Genomic DNA, 19,368 nt, shown 5'->3' on the forward strand with positions numbered 1-19,368 from the left:
GGATGAAGAGTGGACAATGTGGAATCGCCCCGGCAAGCTGCCCGGCCTGTTAACAATCGTTCCTCGGATCGAGTGCTGGAGATTGCCTTGTATGTGTTTGCCGTCATGCTGCTCATTCTGCTTATGTATCCAATATATTTTATTATCATTGCATCATTCAGTGATCCGGCAGCCGTGGCGAACGGCCAGGTGTGGCTGTTCCCCAAAGGGTTCACACTGGCAGGCTATCAGGAACTGCTGAAGCATGAGAATATATGGATTGGTTACCGGAACACGATACTATATACCGTCATTGGTACAGTTATCAGCCTTGTGGTAAACATATCCGCAGCCTATGCATTGTCGCGTAAGGATCTGTTTGGCCGCAGAGCCATCTCGCTCTTTTTTATCTTCACGATGTTTTTTAATGGCGGGCTCATTCCCACCTTCCTTACGATCAGGGACTTCCATATGTATGATACCTTTCTCGTAATGGTGCTCCCGTTCTCGGTTGCGGTGTATAACATTATTGTTGCCCGGACTTTTTTTCAGCACAGTATCCCTGAAGATCTGTGGGAAGCGGCACAGCTGGATGGCTGCGGCAATTTGCGGTACTATCTGCAGATCGTAATTCCGCTCTCTAAGGCGGTTATTTCAGTTATCGCGCTATGGACGGCGGTGGGCCACTGGAATTCCTATTTTAATGCACTCATTTATTTGAAAGATCCGAATTTGTATCCGCTGCAGCTTATCTTGCGAAATATCCTGATTACCAACCAGATGCAGTCGAGCATGGGAACCGGAGAAGCAGCGGCTGTCGCGCTGCGACTTGCCAATCTGATGCGCTATGCGGTCATTATTGTGGCGACGGTGCCGATCATGTGCATTTACCCATTCGTACAGAAGTATTTCAATCAGGGGGTGATGATTGGCGCCGTGAAGCAATAGCATAGCTGTCATGACTTATGTAATGCGCTGATATCTGGTCTGGATCTTATATGAGGGGATCGATGAATATGCGAATGAAGTATAGGAATAGAGAATACCGTATGAAAATGCTGACCTCCGTTGTCCTGGCGTCAACACTGCTCCTTGGACTGATCGGCTGCAGCAGCAGTGAAACGGGAGAAGAGAAGCAGGCAGTGGATGAAGCGATTTTTAATAAAGAAGGACTGCCTATCGTTAACGAACCGATTACGCTGGATGTGCTGACTGTGCGGTGGGGGAATATGGGGGATACATTTACGCAGAATCAATGGATTAAGGACTTGGAGCAGCAGACCAATGTCAAGATCAACTGGCAGGTCATGTCCTCCAATGATTGGGGAGAGCAGAAGTCGATCATGCTGGCGAGCGGTACGCTCCCCGACGTGATCTTAGGCGATGCGGTATTCTCGGATTCGGATATTGTGAACAACTTGGCTTATTTCCGCCCGCTGGATGAGTATATCGATCAGTATATGCCGAATTTGAAGGCCGCGATGGAAGAGACTCCCGAGCTGAAGAAGATCAGTACCTTCCCGGACGGGCAAATCTACTCGCTGCCGGCAAGGCTGCCTTCGAGACCGAAGTCCATGAATCAGCCGATTATTAACAAGGTATGGCTGGACCGTTTGGGACTTGAAGTCCCTGAAACGACGGATGAGCTGTATCAGGTGCTCAAAGCCTTCAAGGAGCAGGACCCGAACGGAAATGGCAAGCAGGATGAAATTCCGATCAGCGGCTCGGGCGATATCAGCAGTGATCTGCTGAGTCCATTTGGCATTACCGATATTAATGCCAGCAGCATGATGATTCAGGATGGCAAACCGGTGTTCTATCCGATAACCGAACAATATAAAGAAGCGATTAAATGGGCGCATCAGCTGTATGCAGAAGGCTTGATCGATCCTGAATTGTTCACGCAGGATAACACAATGTCTACAGCGAAGCATCAGAATCCGGATGCTGCTCTTATCGGGTTCACGAACCAGTGGATACCGGATGCGGTGTTCGGCAAATGGAAGGATGAATATGAGGCCATCCCGACCCTGGCCGGTCCGGATGGGAAGCGTTATCAGGCAGGAGACCCTGTGGGGCTCAGCTTCAGACGCAACGAGCTGCTGATCACAACCTCCAGCAAATATCCTGAGGTCGTCGCCCGCTGGGCAGATCAGTTCTATACGAATGAAGCCAGTATTCAGAACTTCTGGGGAGCGATCGGTACTGTCATTGAGAAGAAGGAGGATGGTACGTATGCACTGATGAGCCCTCCGGAAGGAACGAGCGCAGATGCGTGGTATTGGGAGCAATCCCTGCGAGATTTTGGCCCGAAATATGTCAGTCCGAGCTTTGAACAGAACATCATTCTGGATGAAACGGTCGGCGACGGTCTGAAGCTGGTTATTGATAAGCTGGGAGCTGACTATGTGACGACACCATTCCCGAATGTCATGTACAGCAGCGAGGAGTTTCAGGAGCTGCCGACGCTGACGACGGATATTGATGGTTATGTCCGTACCAACCGTGCCAAATGGATCACAGAAGGCACGATTGATGCAGAGTGGGAGGGTTACCTTAAGCAGCTGAATGATATGGGACTGGAACGATTGGTTCAGATCCGGACGGAAGCGTATGCGAGGTATACGAGCGTGCAGTAATTGAATTCTTTCCTAAGACTAGGGAAGAGCACTCCAAAGAGCACTCCGATGAGGGGTGCTTTTCTTCGTCTGACTATGGCATTTCAGAAATGATTGTGAACCATGAGCCAATACTTATATAATGATGTTCGGCATATCGAACTTGTTTCGAGAAGTGAAATGAGGATGAATCAAATTCGTTCGTCTTTTTGGTGAGTCAAGTTGTTGATTAATACATAATATATTTTGTAGTTTGTGTGTATGGGGGTTGTCATTTGTGGCTTCAGCAATATTAGCTGAAGGCACCGTCTGAAGCGATCAAGGACCCGAAGTTGTTCCATATTTCGTGGTATGTGCTGGGTCTGCTGCTCATTGGATATTTTGTGTGTGAATTTGTAGGTGTTCCGGTATCAGTGGTAGCAGGAATCATTGCAATTCTGTTCCACATTGCCACACATAAAACGCAGGATTCAACGCGAAGTTTCGCTCCGAGTTCAAAAACAGCGTAGGTCGCAGTTAGTTGAAGTGAACAAATTAAAGATGCCTCCGGCTGCAACCGGAGGACATCTAAAGTAGTACTATGAGATTGTTTCAGCTAAACCGTATTATCCAGTCCGGTATTGGACCTGACCAGAATTTCGTCATAGCTCGTTTGGTTGTCTTCCTCTATTGTTTTCTTGCGGGAGAGCAGCGTTCCAACATAGCCGGCTAGGAATCCAAGCGGGATTGAGATCAGCCCTGGGGTAGAGAAAGGATAGAGGGGTTCACCCGTGAAGATCGCTTTGCCTGCATCTGGATGAATCACATTCGGACTGACGAGCACAAGGCCCACCGATGTGACGAGTCCGACCACCATGGCCCATATGGCGCCGTTGGTGTTGAATCTTTTCCAATAGATCGTGTATAAAATGACCGGCAGATTAGCGCTGGCAGCGACGGCAAAGGCAAGGGAGACGAGAAAGGCCACATTCAGATTCCGTGCAACAAGCGCAAGCAGGATGGATAGAATGGAGATTCCGATAGAAGCATAACGAGCCATGTTCATCTGCTCCTTCTCCGTCGCCTGACCCTTGCGTAATATCTGATTGTAAAAATCATGCGAGAACGCCGTAGCCGCGGTGAGCACGAGCCCCGCAACGACCGCAAGGATGGTGGCGAACGCGACAGCGGAGATGAAAGCAAACATCATGTCCCCGCCGAGGGCCTGTGCCAGCAGCGGTGCTGCCATGTTGCCTGCCTGATCTTGGGCGATGATGGCGCTGTTGCCTACGAATGCGGCAGCACCGAAGCCAAGGAAGATCGTCATGACATAGAAGATACCGATAACCCAGGTTGCATATACGACTGAGCTGCGCGCAGTTTTGGCATCTTTTACAGTGAAGAAACGGACCAGAATGTGCGGCAATCCGGCCGTTCCAAGCACCAGACCCATGGTCAAGGAGAGTGTATCCAGACCGTCTTTGTATTTGATTCCTGGATTCAGGAAGCTCTCGTTATGCGGCGTGGCAGTAGTCATATGTGAGAACATGCCGGTAATGCTGAAATCGAATTTGTAGAGTACCAGGATGGATATTACGAAGGTTCCGCCCATCAGCAGAAAGGCCTTAACAATCTGTACCCAGCTCGTTGCATGCATCCCGCCAAAAATAACGTAAACCGTCATCAGAATGCCGACGATAATGACAGAGGTCGTAAATTCAATCCCGAGCAGCAGCTTGATCAGGGCGCCCGCTCCGACCAGCTGCGCAATCATATAGAAGATGGATATGGCAATCGTATTAAAGGCGGCGAAGCCCCGGATCTTCTTCATGTGGAAACGAACGGCAATCATGTCGGCAAAGGTGTACTTGCCCAGGTTCCGCAGCGGCTCAGCCACCAGAAAGAGGACAACCAGATAAGCGACGAGAAAGCCGATACTGTAGAAGAATCCATCGAAACCGGATAGAGCAATCATGCCGGCGATGCCTAGGAAGGAGGCAGCAGACATATAGTCTCCGGCGATAGCGAGTCCGTTCTGCCAGCCGGTCAGGCCTCCGCCAGCCGTGTAGAAATCACTTGCGGATGTCGTTTTTTTCGAAGCCCAGTACGTAATGAGCAGTGTGGCGGCGACGATAACGAGAAACATGATAAAAGCAGCTGTATTCATAGGTTACCTCTCTTTTCCTCATCAATGATTTGACTTGACAGCTGATCGAATTTGGAAGCTTTTTTGTAGTAGATCATGCAGAAAGCCCATGTCATGATAAATTGAAGAAAGGCCAGTACCCAAGCCCAGGTGATGCTTCCTATAAACGGTGTATTCAGAATCGTCGTGTAGGAGGTGAGAATTGGCAGAGCAAAATAGAAGCAGAAGAAGAAGATCGTGAAAGGAAGAATAAAGCGTTTCTTGTCTCGAAGCAGCTGTTGAAAATAAGTAGACTTAGCAATGTTAGAATATTCCTCGGGAGAACGTTTTGACTTGGCAGGCTCACGTTGCTGCAAGTTACTTTCCATATGCAATCCCTCGCATTCTATTAGTGTAAGCGCTTTAAAACAGTGAAAGCTCAAAGCTCAATCATTCACCCCCATTTTAATATTGGTGAATCAATTTCATTAAAGAAACGAAGAGGTATTAGGAAATTGATTCTAGTAATAAAGGTTTTTCTGTAAAACAATGTTATTATACTACAAGCGTAAACGCGGTAATACAAATTTTTCTTATTAAAAAGCAAGTTTCCAATAGGCGGATGGGTACATATAATGCTCCGAGAGAAAACGGCTAAACAGGAGGCTTATATATGATTCCCATGTATCCATACTATGGTAAGGAAGTGAAGTGCGAAAAAGTTCCCATTACGTTCCCACCTCAGCACCAGGACCGCCAGCCCGGGTTCGAATACATTATGAACCCGCTGCCGATTGCAGACAATCCAGGGTATGTAGGGAGTGGCAAGCTCAAAGGGAAGATTGCGATCATTACCGGAGGGGATAGTGGAATCGGCAGAGCGGTGGCGATTGCCTTTGCCAAGGAAGGCGCAAGCGTCTCGATTCCGTATCTGGATGAACATCGGGATGCAGAAGATACGAAGCGAATGGTTGAGGCGTACGGAGGGAGCTGTCTTCTGCTTCCTGGCGATCTTCGAGATGAAGGGCACTGCCGGGCTGTTGTGAATGAAACGGCGAATTGCTTCGGTAGACTGGATATTCTCGTTATTAATCAAGCAGTGCAGTTTCCGCAGGAGTTTATCACATCGATTACAGCACAGCAGCTGGACGATACGTTCCGGACGAACATTTACCCGAGCTTTTTTCTGACACAGGAAGCGCTGAAGTACTTGAAGCCTGGGAGCTCGATCATCTCGACAACCTCGGTTACCGCATATGCGGGGAATCCGCTTCTCATTGATTATTCCTCCACCAAGGGAGCGATGGTATCCTTCACGCGGTCCTTGTCCGAGCAGCTGGTCGGCTGTGGAATTCGCGTAAATGCGGTTGCCCCGGGTCCGATATGGACGCCGCTTCAGCCTGCGAGCTATCCGGCAGAGTACATCAAGACGCTGGGAGCAAATACGCCGATGAAGCGTGCCGGTCAGCCCTTTGAGCTGGCGCCGACTTACGTCTATTTGGCTTCCGACGATTCCAGCTATGTTACAGGCCAGGTTCTGCATGTAAACGGGGGAACCATGGTGGGTTCCTAGTCTTGTAACCAATTTTCAATCAGCATCAGCGCCCCGTGTTATAATGGGCTCAAAAAATGGGGAGTTGATCACGTTGGTCGAGCTCGGATGATGAGATTCCGGTGCTTTTTAATATAAATTACTCGTTGTTACTTGAATACAGCTATTCCTTTCAGGATCTCATGGAGGTAGTGTTTCCAGGTTTTTCCCCGCTTTGTTTGATCTTGAGGTGTTGTATAGACTTCTGTTTCAGAGATTTCAGCTGGCTTGCCATGAATATTTCTTGAGGGAGTTTGCTCGTTGCAGCTGTTTTTTACGTTGTTTATCAGTTGGATCACGCCCTTTCATAGTATCTATTTTATCGGGATAATTGCATTGTTTGCATAAAAGTATTAAGGTATAAACAGTGTAATGCTTTATAAATGGAATGAAATATGAAGGGTTTGATTTACAAATGAAAATAGATCATATCGACATGTCTATTCTGACCGAACTTCAGAAGGATGCGCGTCTCTCTATGAGAGAGCTGGGAAGGCTGGTTAATTTGTCAGCACCCTCGGTGACGGAAAGGGTCAAGCGACTGGAGGAGCAAGGGCTCATTGAGGGATATACCATACAGGTCAATCGCAAGAAGCTCGGCTTTACGATGGACTGCCTGATTGAAGTGACGCTGCAGCATGGAGACCATAAGCGCTTTAAGCCATTTATTGAGAGTTATCCCACGGTGTTATCCTGTTACCGGATCGCAGGCAAGTCATGCTATATGGTACTGCTTACCGTCAGCCAGCTGGATGAGATTGAAGAGTTTATTGACGCGATTTCGACGTATGCCAATACGATGACGCATGTTATTTTCTCAGAAGTAAAAGTGAATACAGCGCTTGAGCAGCATACACCCTTGCTGCCTAATGCATAACAAAAAAAGGACAATCCGATTACCATTCGGGTTGTCCTTTCAATGTTTATTTTTGAGCTGCTTGTTGTACTACATCATTTACGATATCACTGAGCTTGACCTGTGCAAGCTGGTCCTCCATGGCCTTTTGTGCAGCAGTAAAGATGGGCTCAATACTTCCTTGAATACTGCGCCCTACTTCGCAGGCAGGATTGGGTGAGTCATGAAGTGAGAACAGCGCATTCTCGTTAACGGCGTGAACGGCATGATAGATATCAAGCAGCGTAATGTCGGAAATGTCTCTTTTAAGCTTTGCGCCCGCCACCCCGGGTCTAGCTTCCACAAGTCCGGCTCTATTCAGCATCCCCATAATTCTGCGGATTACGACCGGGTTCGTTCCCACACTTGCGGCAATAAATTCTGATGTATTTACGCCTTCCTTATTGTAGTACAGCAGTGTCAATATATGAATGCCTACAGAGAATCGGCTGGTAATCATAAACGGATAACTCCTTTGTACGTCTTATATACGCAGTATACATCAGTATATTATAACCGCAAGCCGCAGAATCAATATCTTAACTAATCAAAACAAAGAATCGATCAGATAAGTAAACGAAAAGAATGGAGATGTCTATCTTAGACTTCTCCATTCTCAATATATAGAAACTATTAATTTCGTTCAGATACGACTGTAAAACGCTGATGCTTATGGTTTGCTGCTTCAATCTCATCAACGAGTGCCACCGCATAATCTGCATAACTGATATAGCTGTTACCTTGCTGGTTCAGGATCAGATGGTCTTGTCCTAACTGATAGGAACCAGTGCGTGAACCTTCGGGATCAAAGAATGCAGCAGGGCTCATATAGGTCCAATCCAAATCTTCAGATGCCTTCAGATCTTCAAGGTTCTTCGCTGCGTTGAATGCGGTGGGCTTAATCGCTGCCGGGAATTCGGGTGTATCGACCAGTCGTGTGGTGTTCTGATCATCTACATATAGGCTTCCTGCGCCGCCAACCACAATAAGACGAATGTCTGTATTGCTTAGCAGCCGGATAAGAGCCTGCCCTGCCTCCACATACAGATGCTCTTGCCCTAGAGCTGCGCCAAAAGCGTTAACGATGACGTCTAGGCCTTGGATATCTTCTTCTGTAATTTGAAACACGTCCTTCTCAATGACAGGAAATTCAGAGACTTTACTCGCATCACGGACAATAGCGGTGACGCTGTGACCACGGCTTGCCGCTTCTCTTGCGATGAGCCGGCCTGCTTTGCCACTTGCTCCAATAACTCCAATATTCATGTGCCATTCTCCTCCTATGCTTACTCAATTGTTATTCAAAGTCTCACCACCTGTAACTATGGTGATTACAACTTGTAATCATTATAGTTACAAGTCTAAGGTGTTGTCAACAACAGCAATAATTTTAATTTAACATTGCCCTAACACTTCACTGCTATAATTTCTACGGTTTGCTTAGAACCTAGATGAATTAGAGATTGCCGAAGCTGTACATCTTTGTAGGCATAGATTAGATCATTAAGGAGGAGATTCATATATCTAACATGGGAACACGGCTATGGGAGGTATTTACAACTGCACTGAAGCTCGGACTCACCTCATTTGGAGGACCGGTTGCCCACCTCGGTTACTTTCACAATGAATATGTAATGCGGCGAAAATGGATTGATGAACGTACCTATGCAGATCTGGTTGCGTTAAGTCACTTCCTGCCGGGCCCGGCGAGCAGCCAGGTCGGAATGGGTGTAGGTATGATGAGGGCAGGCGTGCTTGGAGGGATCATTGCCTGGCTTGGGTTTACGCTGCCTTCTGTACTAGCCTTGTTTATTGCGGCTTCATTATTACAGCAGTCAGGCATCGTTGAAATCGGCTGGATGCATGGACTTAAGATCGTTGCTGTCGCTATTGTGGCACATGCCGTCTGGAGTATGGGAAAGAACCTTGCACCAGACCGGAGCCGAATGACCATTGCGGCTCTTGCATGTGTCCTGGTCGTAATATGGCCATCTGCGATTACACAGGTCTCGCTCATCATTGCAGCAGGCCTCGCAGGCGTCTATCTGTTTCGAGGGAAGCAGGAGAGCACCCCATCAGCGGAGAAGGCGCCGATACAGAAGGGATTGGGCATCTTCTGTCTTGTTCTGTTCTTTCTGCTTCTTTTCGGCTTGCCACTGCTGAGTGAAATTTCCGGTTCTGCCTGGATTGCTTATTTTGACAGCTTCTACCGGGCGGGAGCTCTCGTCTTCGGCGGGGGGCATGTCGTTCTGCCCATGCTGGAGAGGGAACTCGTCCCGCAAGGATTGATTGATGCAGATGCCTTCCTGGCTGGTTATGGCCTGACACAGGCGGTACCGGGTCCGCTCTTTACGTTTGCTTCTTATCTGGGAACAATAATGGAGGGAGCGCTCGGAGCTGTAATTTTCACCGTAGCGATATTTCTCCCAGGTGCCCTGCTGATCATAGGGGCGATTCCTTTCTGGCAGCAGCTTAGAGGAAGAAGTGGAATACAAGGCGCGCTGAAAGGCGTGAATGCCGCAGTTGTCGGACTATTGCTCGCAGCCTTTTATGATCCGGTATTCACTTCTGCTGTACGCGGTCCTTATGATTTCGCACTTGCGCTCGTCCTGTTCGTCATGCTGGTCTGGTGGAAGCTGCCCCCATGGATCATCGTGCTGATCGGATTATTTGGAGGAATGGCTTTAAATCCATAGATATAATACAATCGAGATAGATTGATATGATCGTATTATGGGATAAAGGAGCTTTTGGATCAGGATGAGGATTACGGGACGAATGGTAATTAATATTTTGCTCTTTGTGGTCGTTTTTGCAGGCATCAATACGTATATCGGCTGGAACATCTATCTGTTCCTTACACAGTATTTCGAGACCGTTTCACCGTTATGGCTGGGCATCATCATGACAATGATTGCACTTGGCTATGGGATCGGTCGGATTAAATGGCTCGGGCATGCAGGGCGCTTTATGAAGGTGCTCGGTTCCTTTTACTTCGCGCTGCTGGAGTTCTTCATTATCGTGCTTCCGATCGCAGACATTGCTGGATGGATCAGTCATACGGCAGGCGTAGAAGAGGCATTATATATTCCGGTTATCGGCTGGCTGGCTATAGGGCTGCTTGTTCTGTTCCTTCTAGCAGGCTCCTATAACGCTTGGAGTCCTATTGTACGGCAGCATGAAATTTCGATTCACAAAAAGAAACCGGAAGGTCAGCCTGGAACATATCGCATTGCTGTCGCTTCGGATATCCACTTGGGAAACATCGTCGGTAACCGTCACCTCGGCAGACTTGTATCCATTATGAATGAAATGAAGCCTGACCTTATTCTGCTTGCCGGAGATGTGCTGGACGATTCGATCGAACCCTTTCTCAGGAATAAGATGTCGGAAGGGATGAAGAAGCTTACGGCGAAGCATGGTGTGTATGCTGTTCTTGGAAACCATGAATATTATGGGGGTCACATTGATCAGTATGTAGAGGAAATGGGGCTGCTCGGCATTCGGGTTCTGCAGGACGAGACGGTGACGACGGCGGGAGGAGTCCTCCAGATTGCCGGAAGAAAGGATCTTACTGCGGAGAAGACAGATCCGAAGAGACGTCTCCCTGTAGCCGAGCTGCTGGAGCCGCTGGATCATGAACAGCCCATTATCCTGCTGGATCATCAGCCGTATGCTTTTGAGAAGGCGGCTGAAGCGGGAGCTGATTTACTGCTGTGCGGTCACACCCACCGAGGACAATTTGCCCCGAATCACTGGATTACCAAGCGATTGTTTGAGCTGGACTGGGGTTATATGCTCAAGGATAAGATGCATGTGATCGTATCCTCCGGCTTCGGCTCCTGGGGACCTCCTATTCGGATCGCCAGCCGTTCCGAGGTCATTCAGATAGAGCTCAAATTAGAAGGTTAATGGGTTCGCTTCATCATCAAAACAGGCGTCATGGTAATCATGACGCCTGTTTTTTTGTTTGCCGCTTTCCAAATTAAAGAAGAAATTAACATCTACATCACATCGTTATGTAAAAGGTGCAATGCGATACCGCTTTAAAATAATAAATAAATAAATCGAGATTGAAAGAGATAAATGGGTGAATTCGATAGAAAATAAAAGAGATAAATTAAATTTATTTATATAATAAATTTCATCTATGTGAGATCTGTCGATTTTTGTTGGAAAAACGCTTGATTTTAATGTCATCCTGCTTTAATATCAGAAAAACTAAATTCGTACCAATTCACACAAAAAGTATCGTAAATAGACTCGGAAATAACTAATTATTATGTAATTAGGAAATGAGACGAGGAAATGAGTCGAAGAAGGAGCACTAAAAGTGACTGAAGAAGAACATCAGCGGGCAATGTATTCCGGTCTCGATGATCTGGACCGAGGTATTGTTGGATTCTTGCAAGAGAATGCCCGTATACCCTTTACCCAAATTGCCAAAGAGTTAAACGTAACAGAGAAGACCGTTCGGCTCCGGGTTCAGCAGATGCAGGATGAAGGTGTTCTCAGCCTGGTAGGAATCGTCAATCCGGTAAAAGCCGGTATTCGTTCTGAAACGCTGATCTTTATCGCTGTAGAGAATCAAATGATGGAGGAAGTCACGGAAGCAATTCACGAAATGCCCGAGGTCAGGCTGATGCTCCTGATTAGCGGTGAATATCAGCTTATGCTTCAAGTATTCACGAAGGATACCGATGAATTCTCCGAATTTCTAATGAAAAAGTTGAATAAAGTCAAAGGCATTACACGTACCAATGTCATCATGGAGCTCAAGGTTCTCAAATCAAAGTTGAAGTTCGTCCGCTAGAGCTTCATCTTTTTATTACCAATGTATATTTATGCACATTATTCATTCCAATCTGTTCCTAATCAAGGGACTGGTTATAAATTTATTCTATAGAAAAGTGAGGTCATGAAGATGTTTACAAAAAAAATGAACAAGCTTTTGTCATCTGCAGTACTGAGCAGCTTGCTTGTATTAACTGCATGCGGTGGAGGCGGTGGAGAAACAGCAACGGATACAGGGGGAGCTGAAGGATCAACTACAGGTCCTAAGGTACTTAACATTGGTCTGAAGGCTGACCCTCCAAGTCTAGATCCGATGTCATCGTCTTCCCTCTATGATCGCCAGGTACAGAACAGTATCTACGACAAGCTGTTTGATGTAAATGCGGATGGCGAGGTAGTGCCGATGCTCGTATCGGAATATACCGTTTCTGAAGATGGTCTTACGTATACTTTAACGCTTCATGACGGTATCACTTTCCAGGATGGAAGCGAGTTTAATGCAGAGGCAGTTAAATTTAATCTGGAGCGCTATAAGCAGGAAGGCTCGAAGCGGATCAGTGAGCTGAGTTCGATTGATACCGTGGAAGCAACGGATGAGTTGACGGTAGTGATTACGCTCAAGGAGCCATTTGCTCCATTCCTGTCCGTTCTGGCTGATCGTTCCGGCATGATGGTATCTCCGGCAGCAGTTGAGGAGCATGGAGATAACTATGTTAAGAATCCGGTAGGAACAGGTCCATTTGCCTTCGTTGAGCAGGTAAGCGGCGACCACGTGACTTTGAAGAAGAACGAGAACTATTGGAAGAATGAAGTGAAGATCGACGAAGTGAACTACAAAGTGTTCACCAACACGAGTGCGGCGGTACAGAATCTTCGCTCCGGCGTTGTCGATATTATTGATGAAATTCCGGTGAAGGAAATTCCTACTGTTGAGAATGACGCGAACCTGACTGTGGTTGCACAAGCGAACATGGGCTTCCAAGGGATTCATTTGAATAACACGGTAGGGGACCTGCAGAACAAATACCTGCGTCAGGCGGTCGATCTGGCTCTTGATCGTGAAGCGATTGTCAAAGTATTGTTCGACGGTTACGGTGCACCGGCACATACTCCATTTGCACCAGGCAGCCTTGCTTACAATGAAGAGCAGGACAAGTCTCCTGCAGTAGATGCAGCTAAAGTTCAAGAATTGCTTGAAAAAGGCGGCAAGCCGGATGGCTTCAGCTTCAAAATGCAAATTTCTACAACGACTGAGAACGAGCAGTTTGCTGCCGTTGTTCAGAACATGCTGAAGGCACACAAGATCAACGTTGAACTTGAAAAAGTCGAGTACGGTACGATGCTGGAGAATGGCGACAGCGGTAACTTCGAAGCGATGCAATTGGGATGGTCCGGCAGGATTGACCCGGATCAGAACGTATATGACTTCCTGGTAACTGGCATGCCGAACAACCAAGGCCGCATTTCCGAGCCGGAGCTTGATGAAGCACTGATTGCCGCACGTGCGGAGCAGGATACAGCGAAGCGTGCAGAGCTGTACCAGCAGGCGATGGATATCGTTCATGAGAACGGAAGCTATGTCTACATCTATCACAACTACGATAAATTTGGTGTATCAAACAAGGTTCAGAACTTTACTTATATTCCTGACGGCATCATCCGTACAGCGAACTTGGATATTCAATAACAGCCCAAAGAAAAGGAATTTAGGATGTTTAGCATCTCACCTCTAAAGCCTATAATCCCTTTCTCAGCCTGCAAAATAACACTCTAACACAACAAGAAAGCGGAATTCAAATTTCGCTTTCTTGTGTCATTGATAATGATTTTTTGCCAAATAAACAAAATTGGGAGAGAGAGCTCATGATGTTTGTATTAAAGCGTATTTTACTCGCGATCCCCATTCTGTTCCTGGTGTCGATCATGACCTTCTCCTTGATCCATCTGATACCAGGTGATCCTGCCCGGGTCATTCTGGGTCAAGAGGCTACACCGGAGGCGCTCGCCAGCCTAAGAGCAGAGCTTGGCCTCGACAAGCCGATTGTACAGCAGTATTTTACTTGGCTTGGCAATGTGCTTCAGGGAGATTTGGGGACATCGATTACAGACCATGTACCGGTAAGTGAACTCATCGCACAGCGGCTGCCTGCAACGATACAGCTGACGATCGGAAGCTTTATTGTCGCACTGCTGATCGCAGTACCCGCAGGGATACTTGCCGCAGTCAAACGCAATACCTGGCTTGACTATCTCAGTTCCTTTGGAGCGCTTGGCGGCATGAGTATTCCGAGTTTCTGGCTCGCCATGATGCTCATTATTTATTTTACCGTCGAAAACAACTGGCTTCCGTCATCGGGCTACGTTCCTTTTTCCGTCGACTGGAAGGCCAATCTATTAGCACTTATTCTTCCTTGTATTGCAACAGGGCTCAGGGAATCAGCTGAACTAATGAGGATGCTTCGTTCCTCGCTCGTTGAGGTTGTTAATATGGATTTTGTCCGTACAGCCAAAGCAAAAGGACTCAATGAATGGGCGACCATATTCAAGCATGTGCTGCGAAACGCCTTGATTCCTGTCGTTACAAGCTCGGGTATTCTCATTGCTGGTCTCATCGGCGGTCTTGTCATCACGGAGTCCATCTTCTCGATTCCTGGCTTCGGCCGTCTAATCGTCGAATCTGTATTCAAACGTGACTATGTAACGGTGCAGGGCGCTATTCTTGTATCGGCGCTTCTTGTGGTCGTGATCAACATCATTGTGGATCTTCTCTATGCGGTCATTGATCCGCGCATCAAATCAGGTAAGGGGGCATAGACGGATGAAAAAGTTCAAAAAGTTCTTTAAATCCGGACTTGGTGTCCTAGGTACAGTCATTATCCTTATTCTTATCCTAACAGCCTTATTTGCGAGCTCTATTGCTCCTTACGATCCAAATATGCAGGACTATAACAAAATTCTGCAAGAGCCAAGCAGTGAGCATCTGTTCGGTACGGATGATCTTGGCCGGGACATCTTCTCCCGCGTCGTATACGGAGCGCAAATCTCCATCAAAGCAGCGCTGATGTCTGTAGCCATTGCCGTCTGCATCGGGGTACCGATTGGACTGCTCACCGGTTATTACCGGGGGTTCTGGGACGAGTGGGTCGTGATGCGGATTGTCGATTCGTTTCAAGCCTTTCCGTTTCTCATTCTGGCACTTGCACTCTCGGCGGTCCTTGGAGCCGGCTTCGGTAATGCGATGCTGGCGATTGGTATCGGCTTTGCCCCTACCTTTGTACGGATCACAAGAGGACAGGTGCTTAGCCTCCGCAACATGGAGTATGTGCATGCAGCCAAATCGGTGGGTGCGAAGGACGGGCGGATCATCTTCTGTCATATTTTACCCAATGCGCTGGGACCCATCATTATTCAGGCGACCTTGACGATGGCGAGCGGAATTCTGGCCGAAGCTTCCCTGTCTTATCTGGGACTGGGTGTGCAGCCGCCGACGTCATCATGGGGAAGTATGTTGAATCAGGCGCAAAGCCTGATGAGTGTAGCGCCTTACGCAACATTGTATCCGGGTCTGGCGATCTTCGTTGTTGTACTTGGATTTAACTTGCTTGGCGATGGATTGCAGCAGTTCCTTAATCCGCGCGCAAGGAAATAGAAAGGGGGGTCCGTAAACCATGACAACTATATTAGATGTACAACAGCTAAGAACGCGGTTTAAGACTGATTATGGACAAGTCGCGGTCGTTGATGGCGTGGACTTCTCCATAAATGAAGGAGAAACGCTTGGCGTCGTGGGCGAATCCGGCTGCGGCAAGAGCGTGACGAGCTTGTCCATCATGCGGCTCCTGGCAGGTAATGGAGCCTCAGAAGGACAAATTTTATTCAAAGGAAACAACCTGCTGGATATTTCGGAGAAACAAATGCAGAAGATCCGGGGTAACGATATCGCGATGATTTTTCAGGAGCCGATGACATCGCTTAATCCGCTTCAAACTGTCGGTCATCAGATCGAGGAGGCGGTGCTGCTGCACCGGAAGGTATCGAAGAAGGAAGCCAAAGAACGGGCAATTGAAATGCTGAAGGCCGTCGGTATGCCGCGTGCAGAAGAAATCTACGGCGAGTACCCTCATCAGCTCTCGGGCGGGATGCGGCAGCGGGTGATGATTGCCATGGCGATGTCCTGTGAGCCGAAGCTGATTATTGCGGACGAGCCTACGACGGCGCTTGACGTAACGATTCAGGCACAGATCCTGGAACTGATGCAGAAAGTGAAGACAGAAACGAATACCTCCATCATGCTTATCACACATGATCTAGGTGTGGTAGCTGAGATGTGCGACCGGGTTATCGTCATGTATGCGGGACAGGTCGTGGAAGAAGCGGAGAAATTTGAGCTGTTCGAGAATCCGAAGCATCCGTACACGATTGGTCTGATGAATTCTATTCCAGAACTGACGGAAGAGGTGGAGTTCCTGGAGACCATTCCGGGCTCAGTTCCGCTGGCACATGAGATGCCGAAGGGCTGCCGCTTTGCTCCAAGATGCAGCAAGGTGATGCCGATCTGTCAGGAGCAGGAGCCTTCACTGTTCAAGCTGGACGGACAGAAGTGCCGCTGCTGGCTGTATGCGGAAGGGGATGAGTAAGATGGAACCAATACTACGTGTGAAAGGTCTCAAGCAGCACTTTCCAATTCATGCAGGAGCCTTCAATAAAGTCGTCGGACATGTCCGCGCCGTTGATGGAATAGACCTTGAAGTCTATCCCGGGGAAACGCTTGGCATCGTAGGGGAATCCGGCTGCGGTAAATCAACGACCGGCAGAACCATTATGAGATTGAACGAGCCGACAGAAGGGGAAGTTATCTTCGGCGGCAAGGACCTCGCGCAGCTGGGCAAAGAAGAGATGCGTAAGACAAGACGGGATATCCAGATGGTGTTCCAGGACCCGTTCGCCTCGCTCAATCCGCGAAAGACGATCCGTAAAATTTTGCTCGAATCCTTAGCGGTTCACAAGATAGGTACAGCGAAGGAACGGAATGAGACGGTGGAGAAGATTATTGAGATCGTCGGTTTGAAAAAGGAACACCTGGACCGTCATCCGCATGACTTCTCCGGCGGACAGCGCCAGCGGATCGGGATCGCTCGGGCGCTTGTGCTGAATCCGAAGCTGATTATTGCCGATGAGCCGGTATCGGCTCTGGACGTTTCCATTCAATCACAGGTGCTGAATCTGCTCAAGAGCTTGAAACAGGATTTTGACCTTACCCTGATGTTTATCTCTCACGATCTGTCCGTCGTCAAGCATTTATGCGACCGGGTCGCCGTTATGTATCTTGGCCGAATTGTAGAGATTGCAGATAAGCGGAGCTTGTTTGCAAATCCGAGTCATCCGTATACCCAGGCACTCTTATCTGCGGTGCCACAGGCGAATCCAAGGCTGAAGAGAGAGCGTATCCTGCTGACTGGCGACTTGCCGAGTCCGGCAAATCCGCCGTCAGGCTGTACGTTCCATCCGCGCTGCCGCTTTGCGACAGAAGAATGTAAGACAACAGCGCCACAGCTAAGAGATATTGGCGCAGGGCATCAGGTGTCCTGTCATTATGCAGAGCAAATACTCGAGAGCCTGCGGGCCAAGGAGTCTCAAGGTGTTGTACACTAGTTCAATCTATCAAGGGGGAAATCATCCATGAAGACGTTCGACCCATTATCCTACCCATATACATCCCAGCGCAATGCAACCTACGCAAAGAACGGAATGGTGGCTACCTCACAGCCGCTCGCCGCACAGGCAGGGCTCGACATCCTGAAGCGTGGAGGCAATGCGATTGATGCAGCTATTGCAACAGCAGCCTGTCTTACCGTTGTTGAACCGACTTCGAATGGAATCGGCGGAGATGCATTTGCCATTGTCTGGACCAAAGGCGAGCTGCATGGCTTGAATGCAAGCGGACCTTCACCCGCGGGTATTTCCATTGAGGCAGTGAAGGAACAGGGACATGACAAGATGCCGACCTACGGCTGGCTTCCGGTCACCGTCCCTGGTACGCCATCGGCATGGAAGGCATTATCTGACCGCTTCGGCAAGCTGCCGCTGACGGAGGTGCTGCAGCCTGCCATCGACTACGCGGAGAATGGTTTTCCACTGACACCAACGCTGGGTTATTATTGGAATCTGGCCTATAACAAGTTCAAGGAGAAGCTGACAGGTCCTGAATATGCAGGTTGGTTTGAGACCTTTGCGCCGGAAGGAAGAGCTCCAGAGATCGGAGAGATCTGGAAATCGCCTGGACATGCGAAGACCCTTCGCGCTATTGCGGAGACAGGAGCAGAATCCTTCTACCGGGGAGAAATTGCCGATCAGATCGATGCCTTCTCCCGTGAGCATGGCGGTTTCCTTCGTAAAGAGGATTTGGCTGCTTATTATCCAGAATGGGTAGATCCGATCTCTGTGAATTATAAAGGCTACGACGTATGGGAGATTCCGCCGAACGGCCAAGGGCTTGTCGCTTTGCTTGCGCTGAACATGCTGAAGAAGGATGAGTTCACTGCACGTGATACCGTGGACACTCATCATCTGCAGATGGAGGCGATGAAGCTGGCCTTTACGGATGGGCTGAACTACATTACCCAGCCCGACAAAATGAGCGTGACCGTAGAGGAGCTGCTGTCCGATGCTTATGCTGCAGACAGGAGAGCGCTGATCGGTGAAGAGGCGATTCAGCCGGAGCCGGGTAATCCAGCGAGAAGCGGTACCGTCTATCTGGCCGCTGCGGATGGCGAAGGCAATATGATCTCCTTCATCCAGAGCAACTACATGGGCTTTGGCTCCGGTGTTGTAGTTCCAGGTACAGGAATCGGTCTGCAGAACCGCGGACATTCCTTCTCACTGGATGAGACGCATGCCAACCGGCTCGAAGGCGGCAAAAAATCCTACCATACCATTATTCCAGGCTTCCTGACGAAAAATGGCAAGCCGGTCGGACCGTTTGGTGTCATGGGTGGATTCATGCAGCCGCAGGGTCATTTGCAGGTTGTGATGAACATGATTGACTTTAATCTGAACCCGCAGTCTGCACTGGATGCACCTCGCTGGCAGTGGATCGAAGGCAAGACGGTGGAGATTGAACCAAACTTCCCAGATCATATTGCGCTCAGTCTGGCTAGAAAAGGTCATGATATCCGACGGGCGAACAGTACAGGCGGCTTTGGCCGAGGACAAATTATTGTGCGGGACAACGAAAATGGAGTGCTTGTAGGAGGTACGGATTACCGTACAGATGGCACCATTGCAGCTTGGTAATTATTTTTTCTTCTATATATAGAACTGCTGTATATATTTAATATTTGAATCCATTTCATAAATCATTTTACTGAATTAAACCTTAACCCGATGA

The 19,368-nt window shown here is 48.4% G+C and carries 17 protein-coding genes and 1 pseudogene; 14 read left to right on the top strand and 4 right to left on the bottom strand.

Annotated features, from left to right (window positions below):
* Positions 1-9 precede the first annotated feature (9 nt).
* The 3 genes and pseudogenes from BM415_RS15615 to BM415_RS15625 form a co-directional block, all read left to right on the top strand.
* The gene (locus tag BM415_RS15615; RefSeq protein WP_244533433.1) at positions 10-927 is read left to right on the top strand and encodes a carbohydrate ABC transporter permease; all 918 of its coding nucleotides are present in this window, start codon (positions 10-12) and stop codon (positions 925-927) included.
* A gap of 68 nt (positions 928-995) precedes the next feature.
* Positions 996-2,618: an extracellular solute-binding protein gene (locus BM415_RS15620; RefSeq protein WP_091159644.1), complete on the top strand. Its 1,623-nt coding sequence runs from the start codon at positions 996-998 to the stop codon at positions 2,616-2,618.
* A 275-nt stretch (positions 2,619-2,893) separates the two neighbouring features.
* Positions 2,894-3,061 (top strand): annotated as a pseudogene (locus tag BM415_RS15625) (ArsB/NhaD family transporter); the annotation flags it as partial.
* Positions 3,062-3,192: 131 nt separating this feature from the next.
* Here the strand turns inward: BM415_RS15625 and BM415_RS15630 are convergent.
* Both BM415_RS15630 and BM415_RS15635 read right to left on the bottom strand, forming a co-directional pair.
* On the bottom strand, positions 3,193-4,743 hold the full coding sequence (locus tag BM415_RS15630) for a solute symporter family protein (protein WP_091159648.1): 1,551 nt from the start codon (positions 4,741-4,743) through the stop codon (positions 3,193-3,195).
* A complete protein-coding gene (locus tag BM415_RS15635; RefSeq protein WP_091159649.1) occupies positions 4,740-5,090 on the bottom strand; it encodes a DUF485 domain-containing protein in 351 nt (116 codons plus the stop codon). The genes BM415_RS15630 and BM415_RS15635 overlap by 4 nt, the downstream gene beginning before the upstream one ends.
* 284 nt (positions 5,091-5,374) lie before the next feature.
* On the opposite strand from BM415_RS15635, the gene BM415_RS15640 reads away from it, so the two are divergent.
* Positions 5,375-6,274, top strand: a complete 900-nt coding sequence (locus tag BM415_RS15640) for an SDR family oxidoreductase (RefSeq protein WP_091159651.1) — start codon at positions 5,375-5,377, stop codon at positions 6,272-6,274.
* Positions 6,275-6,707: 433 nt separating this feature from the next.
* Positions 6,708-7,169 carry an Lrp/AsnC family transcriptional regulator gene (locus tag BM415_RS15645; RefSeq protein ID WP_091159653.1) on the top strand — a complete coding sequence of 154 codons (462 nt, stop codon included), beginning with the start codon at positions 6,708-6,710 and terminating at the stop codon, positions 7,167-7,169.
* A gap of 46 nt (positions 7,170-7,215) precedes the next feature.
* Here BM415_RS15645 and BM415_RS15650 read toward each other — a convergent pair whose 3' ends face one another.
* Positions 7,216-7,647 carry an Rrf2 family transcriptional regulator gene (locus BM415_RS15650; RefSeq protein WP_091159654.1) on the bottom strand — a complete coding sequence of 144 codons (432 nt, stop codon included), beginning with the start codon at positions 7,645-7,647 and terminating at the stop codon, positions 7,216-7,218.
* Positions 7,648-7,820: 173 nt separating this feature from the next.
* Positions 7,821-8,453: an NAD(P)-dependent oxidoreductase gene (locus BM415_RS15655; protein WP_091159656.1), complete on the bottom strand. Its 633-nt coding sequence runs from the start codon at positions 8,451-8,453 to the stop codon at positions 7,821-7,823.
* A gap of 263 nt (positions 8,454-8,716) precedes the next feature.
* Between BM415_RS15655 and chrA the strand changes: the two genes are divergently transcribed.
* The 9 genes from chrA to BM415_RS15700 all read left to right on the top strand — a co-directional run bounded on the left by chrA (position 8,717) and on the right by BM415_RS15700 (position 19,274).
* Positions 8,717-9,883, top strand: a complete 1,167-nt coding sequence (gene chrA / locus BM415_RS15660) for a chromate efflux transporter (protein WP_091159658.1) — start codon at positions 8,717-8,719, stop codon at positions 9,881-9,883.
* A gap of 64 nt (positions 9,884-9,947) precedes the next feature.
* The gene (locus BM415_RS15665; protein ID WP_244533435.1) at positions 9,948-11,099 is read left to right on the top strand and encodes a metallophosphoesterase; all 1,152 of its coding nucleotides are present in this window, start codon (positions 9,948-9,950) and stop codon (positions 11,097-11,099) included.
* A 421-nt stretch (positions 11,100-11,520) separates the two neighbouring features.
* Positions 11,521-12,000 carry an Lrp/AsnC family transcriptional regulator gene (locus BM415_RS15670; protein WP_244533436.1) on the top strand — a complete coding sequence of 160 codons (480 nt, stop codon included), beginning with the start codon at positions 11,521-11,523 and terminating at the stop codon, positions 11,998-12,000.
* A gap of 111 nt (positions 12,001-12,111) precedes the next feature.
* Positions 12,112-13,668 (top strand): ABC transporter substrate-binding protein, encoded by a 1,557-nt coding sequence (locus BM415_RS15675; RefSeq protein ID WP_091159659.1) that lies wholly within the window; start codon positions 12,112-12,114, stop codon positions 13,666-13,668.
* Positions 13,669-13,844: 176 nt separating this feature from the next.
* Entirely contained in the window at positions 13,845-14,795 is a 951-nt protein-coding gene (locus BM415_RS15680) for an ABC transporter permease (protein WP_090725592.1), read from the top strand.
* Between the two features lie 4 nt (positions 14,796-14,799).
* Positions 14,800-15,630 carry an ABC transporter permease gene (locus BM415_RS15685; protein WP_091159661.1) on the top strand — a complete coding sequence of 277 codons (831 nt, stop codon included), beginning with the start codon at positions 14,800-14,802 and terminating at the stop codon, positions 15,628-15,630.
* Between the two features lie 19 nt (positions 15,631-15,649).
* Positions 15,650-16,618 (top strand): ABC transporter ATP-binding protein, encoded by a 969-nt coding sequence (locus BM415_RS15690; protein WP_091159663.1) that lies wholly within the window; start codon positions 15,650-15,652, stop codon positions 16,616-16,618.
* 1 nt (position 16,619) lies between these two features.
* Positions 16,620-17,633 (top strand): ABC transporter ATP-binding protein, encoded by a 1,014-nt coding sequence (locus tag BM415_RS15695; protein ID WP_091159664.1) that lies wholly within the window; start codon positions 16,620-16,622, stop codon positions 17,631-17,633.
* Between the two features lie 27 nt (positions 17,634-17,660).
* Positions 17,661-19,274: a gamma-glutamyltransferase family protein gene (locus tag BM415_RS15700; RefSeq protein ID WP_091159666.1), complete on the top strand. Its 1,614-nt coding sequence runs from the start codon at positions 17,661-17,663 to the stop codon at positions 19,272-19,274.
* Positions 19,275-19,368 lie beyond the last annotated feature (94 nt).

The organism is Paenibacillus sp. 453mf, assembly GCF_900116105.1.
Classification (GTDB): domain Bacteria; phylum Bacillota; class Bacilli; order Paenibacillales; family Paenibacillaceae; genus Paenibacillus; species Paenibacillus provencensis.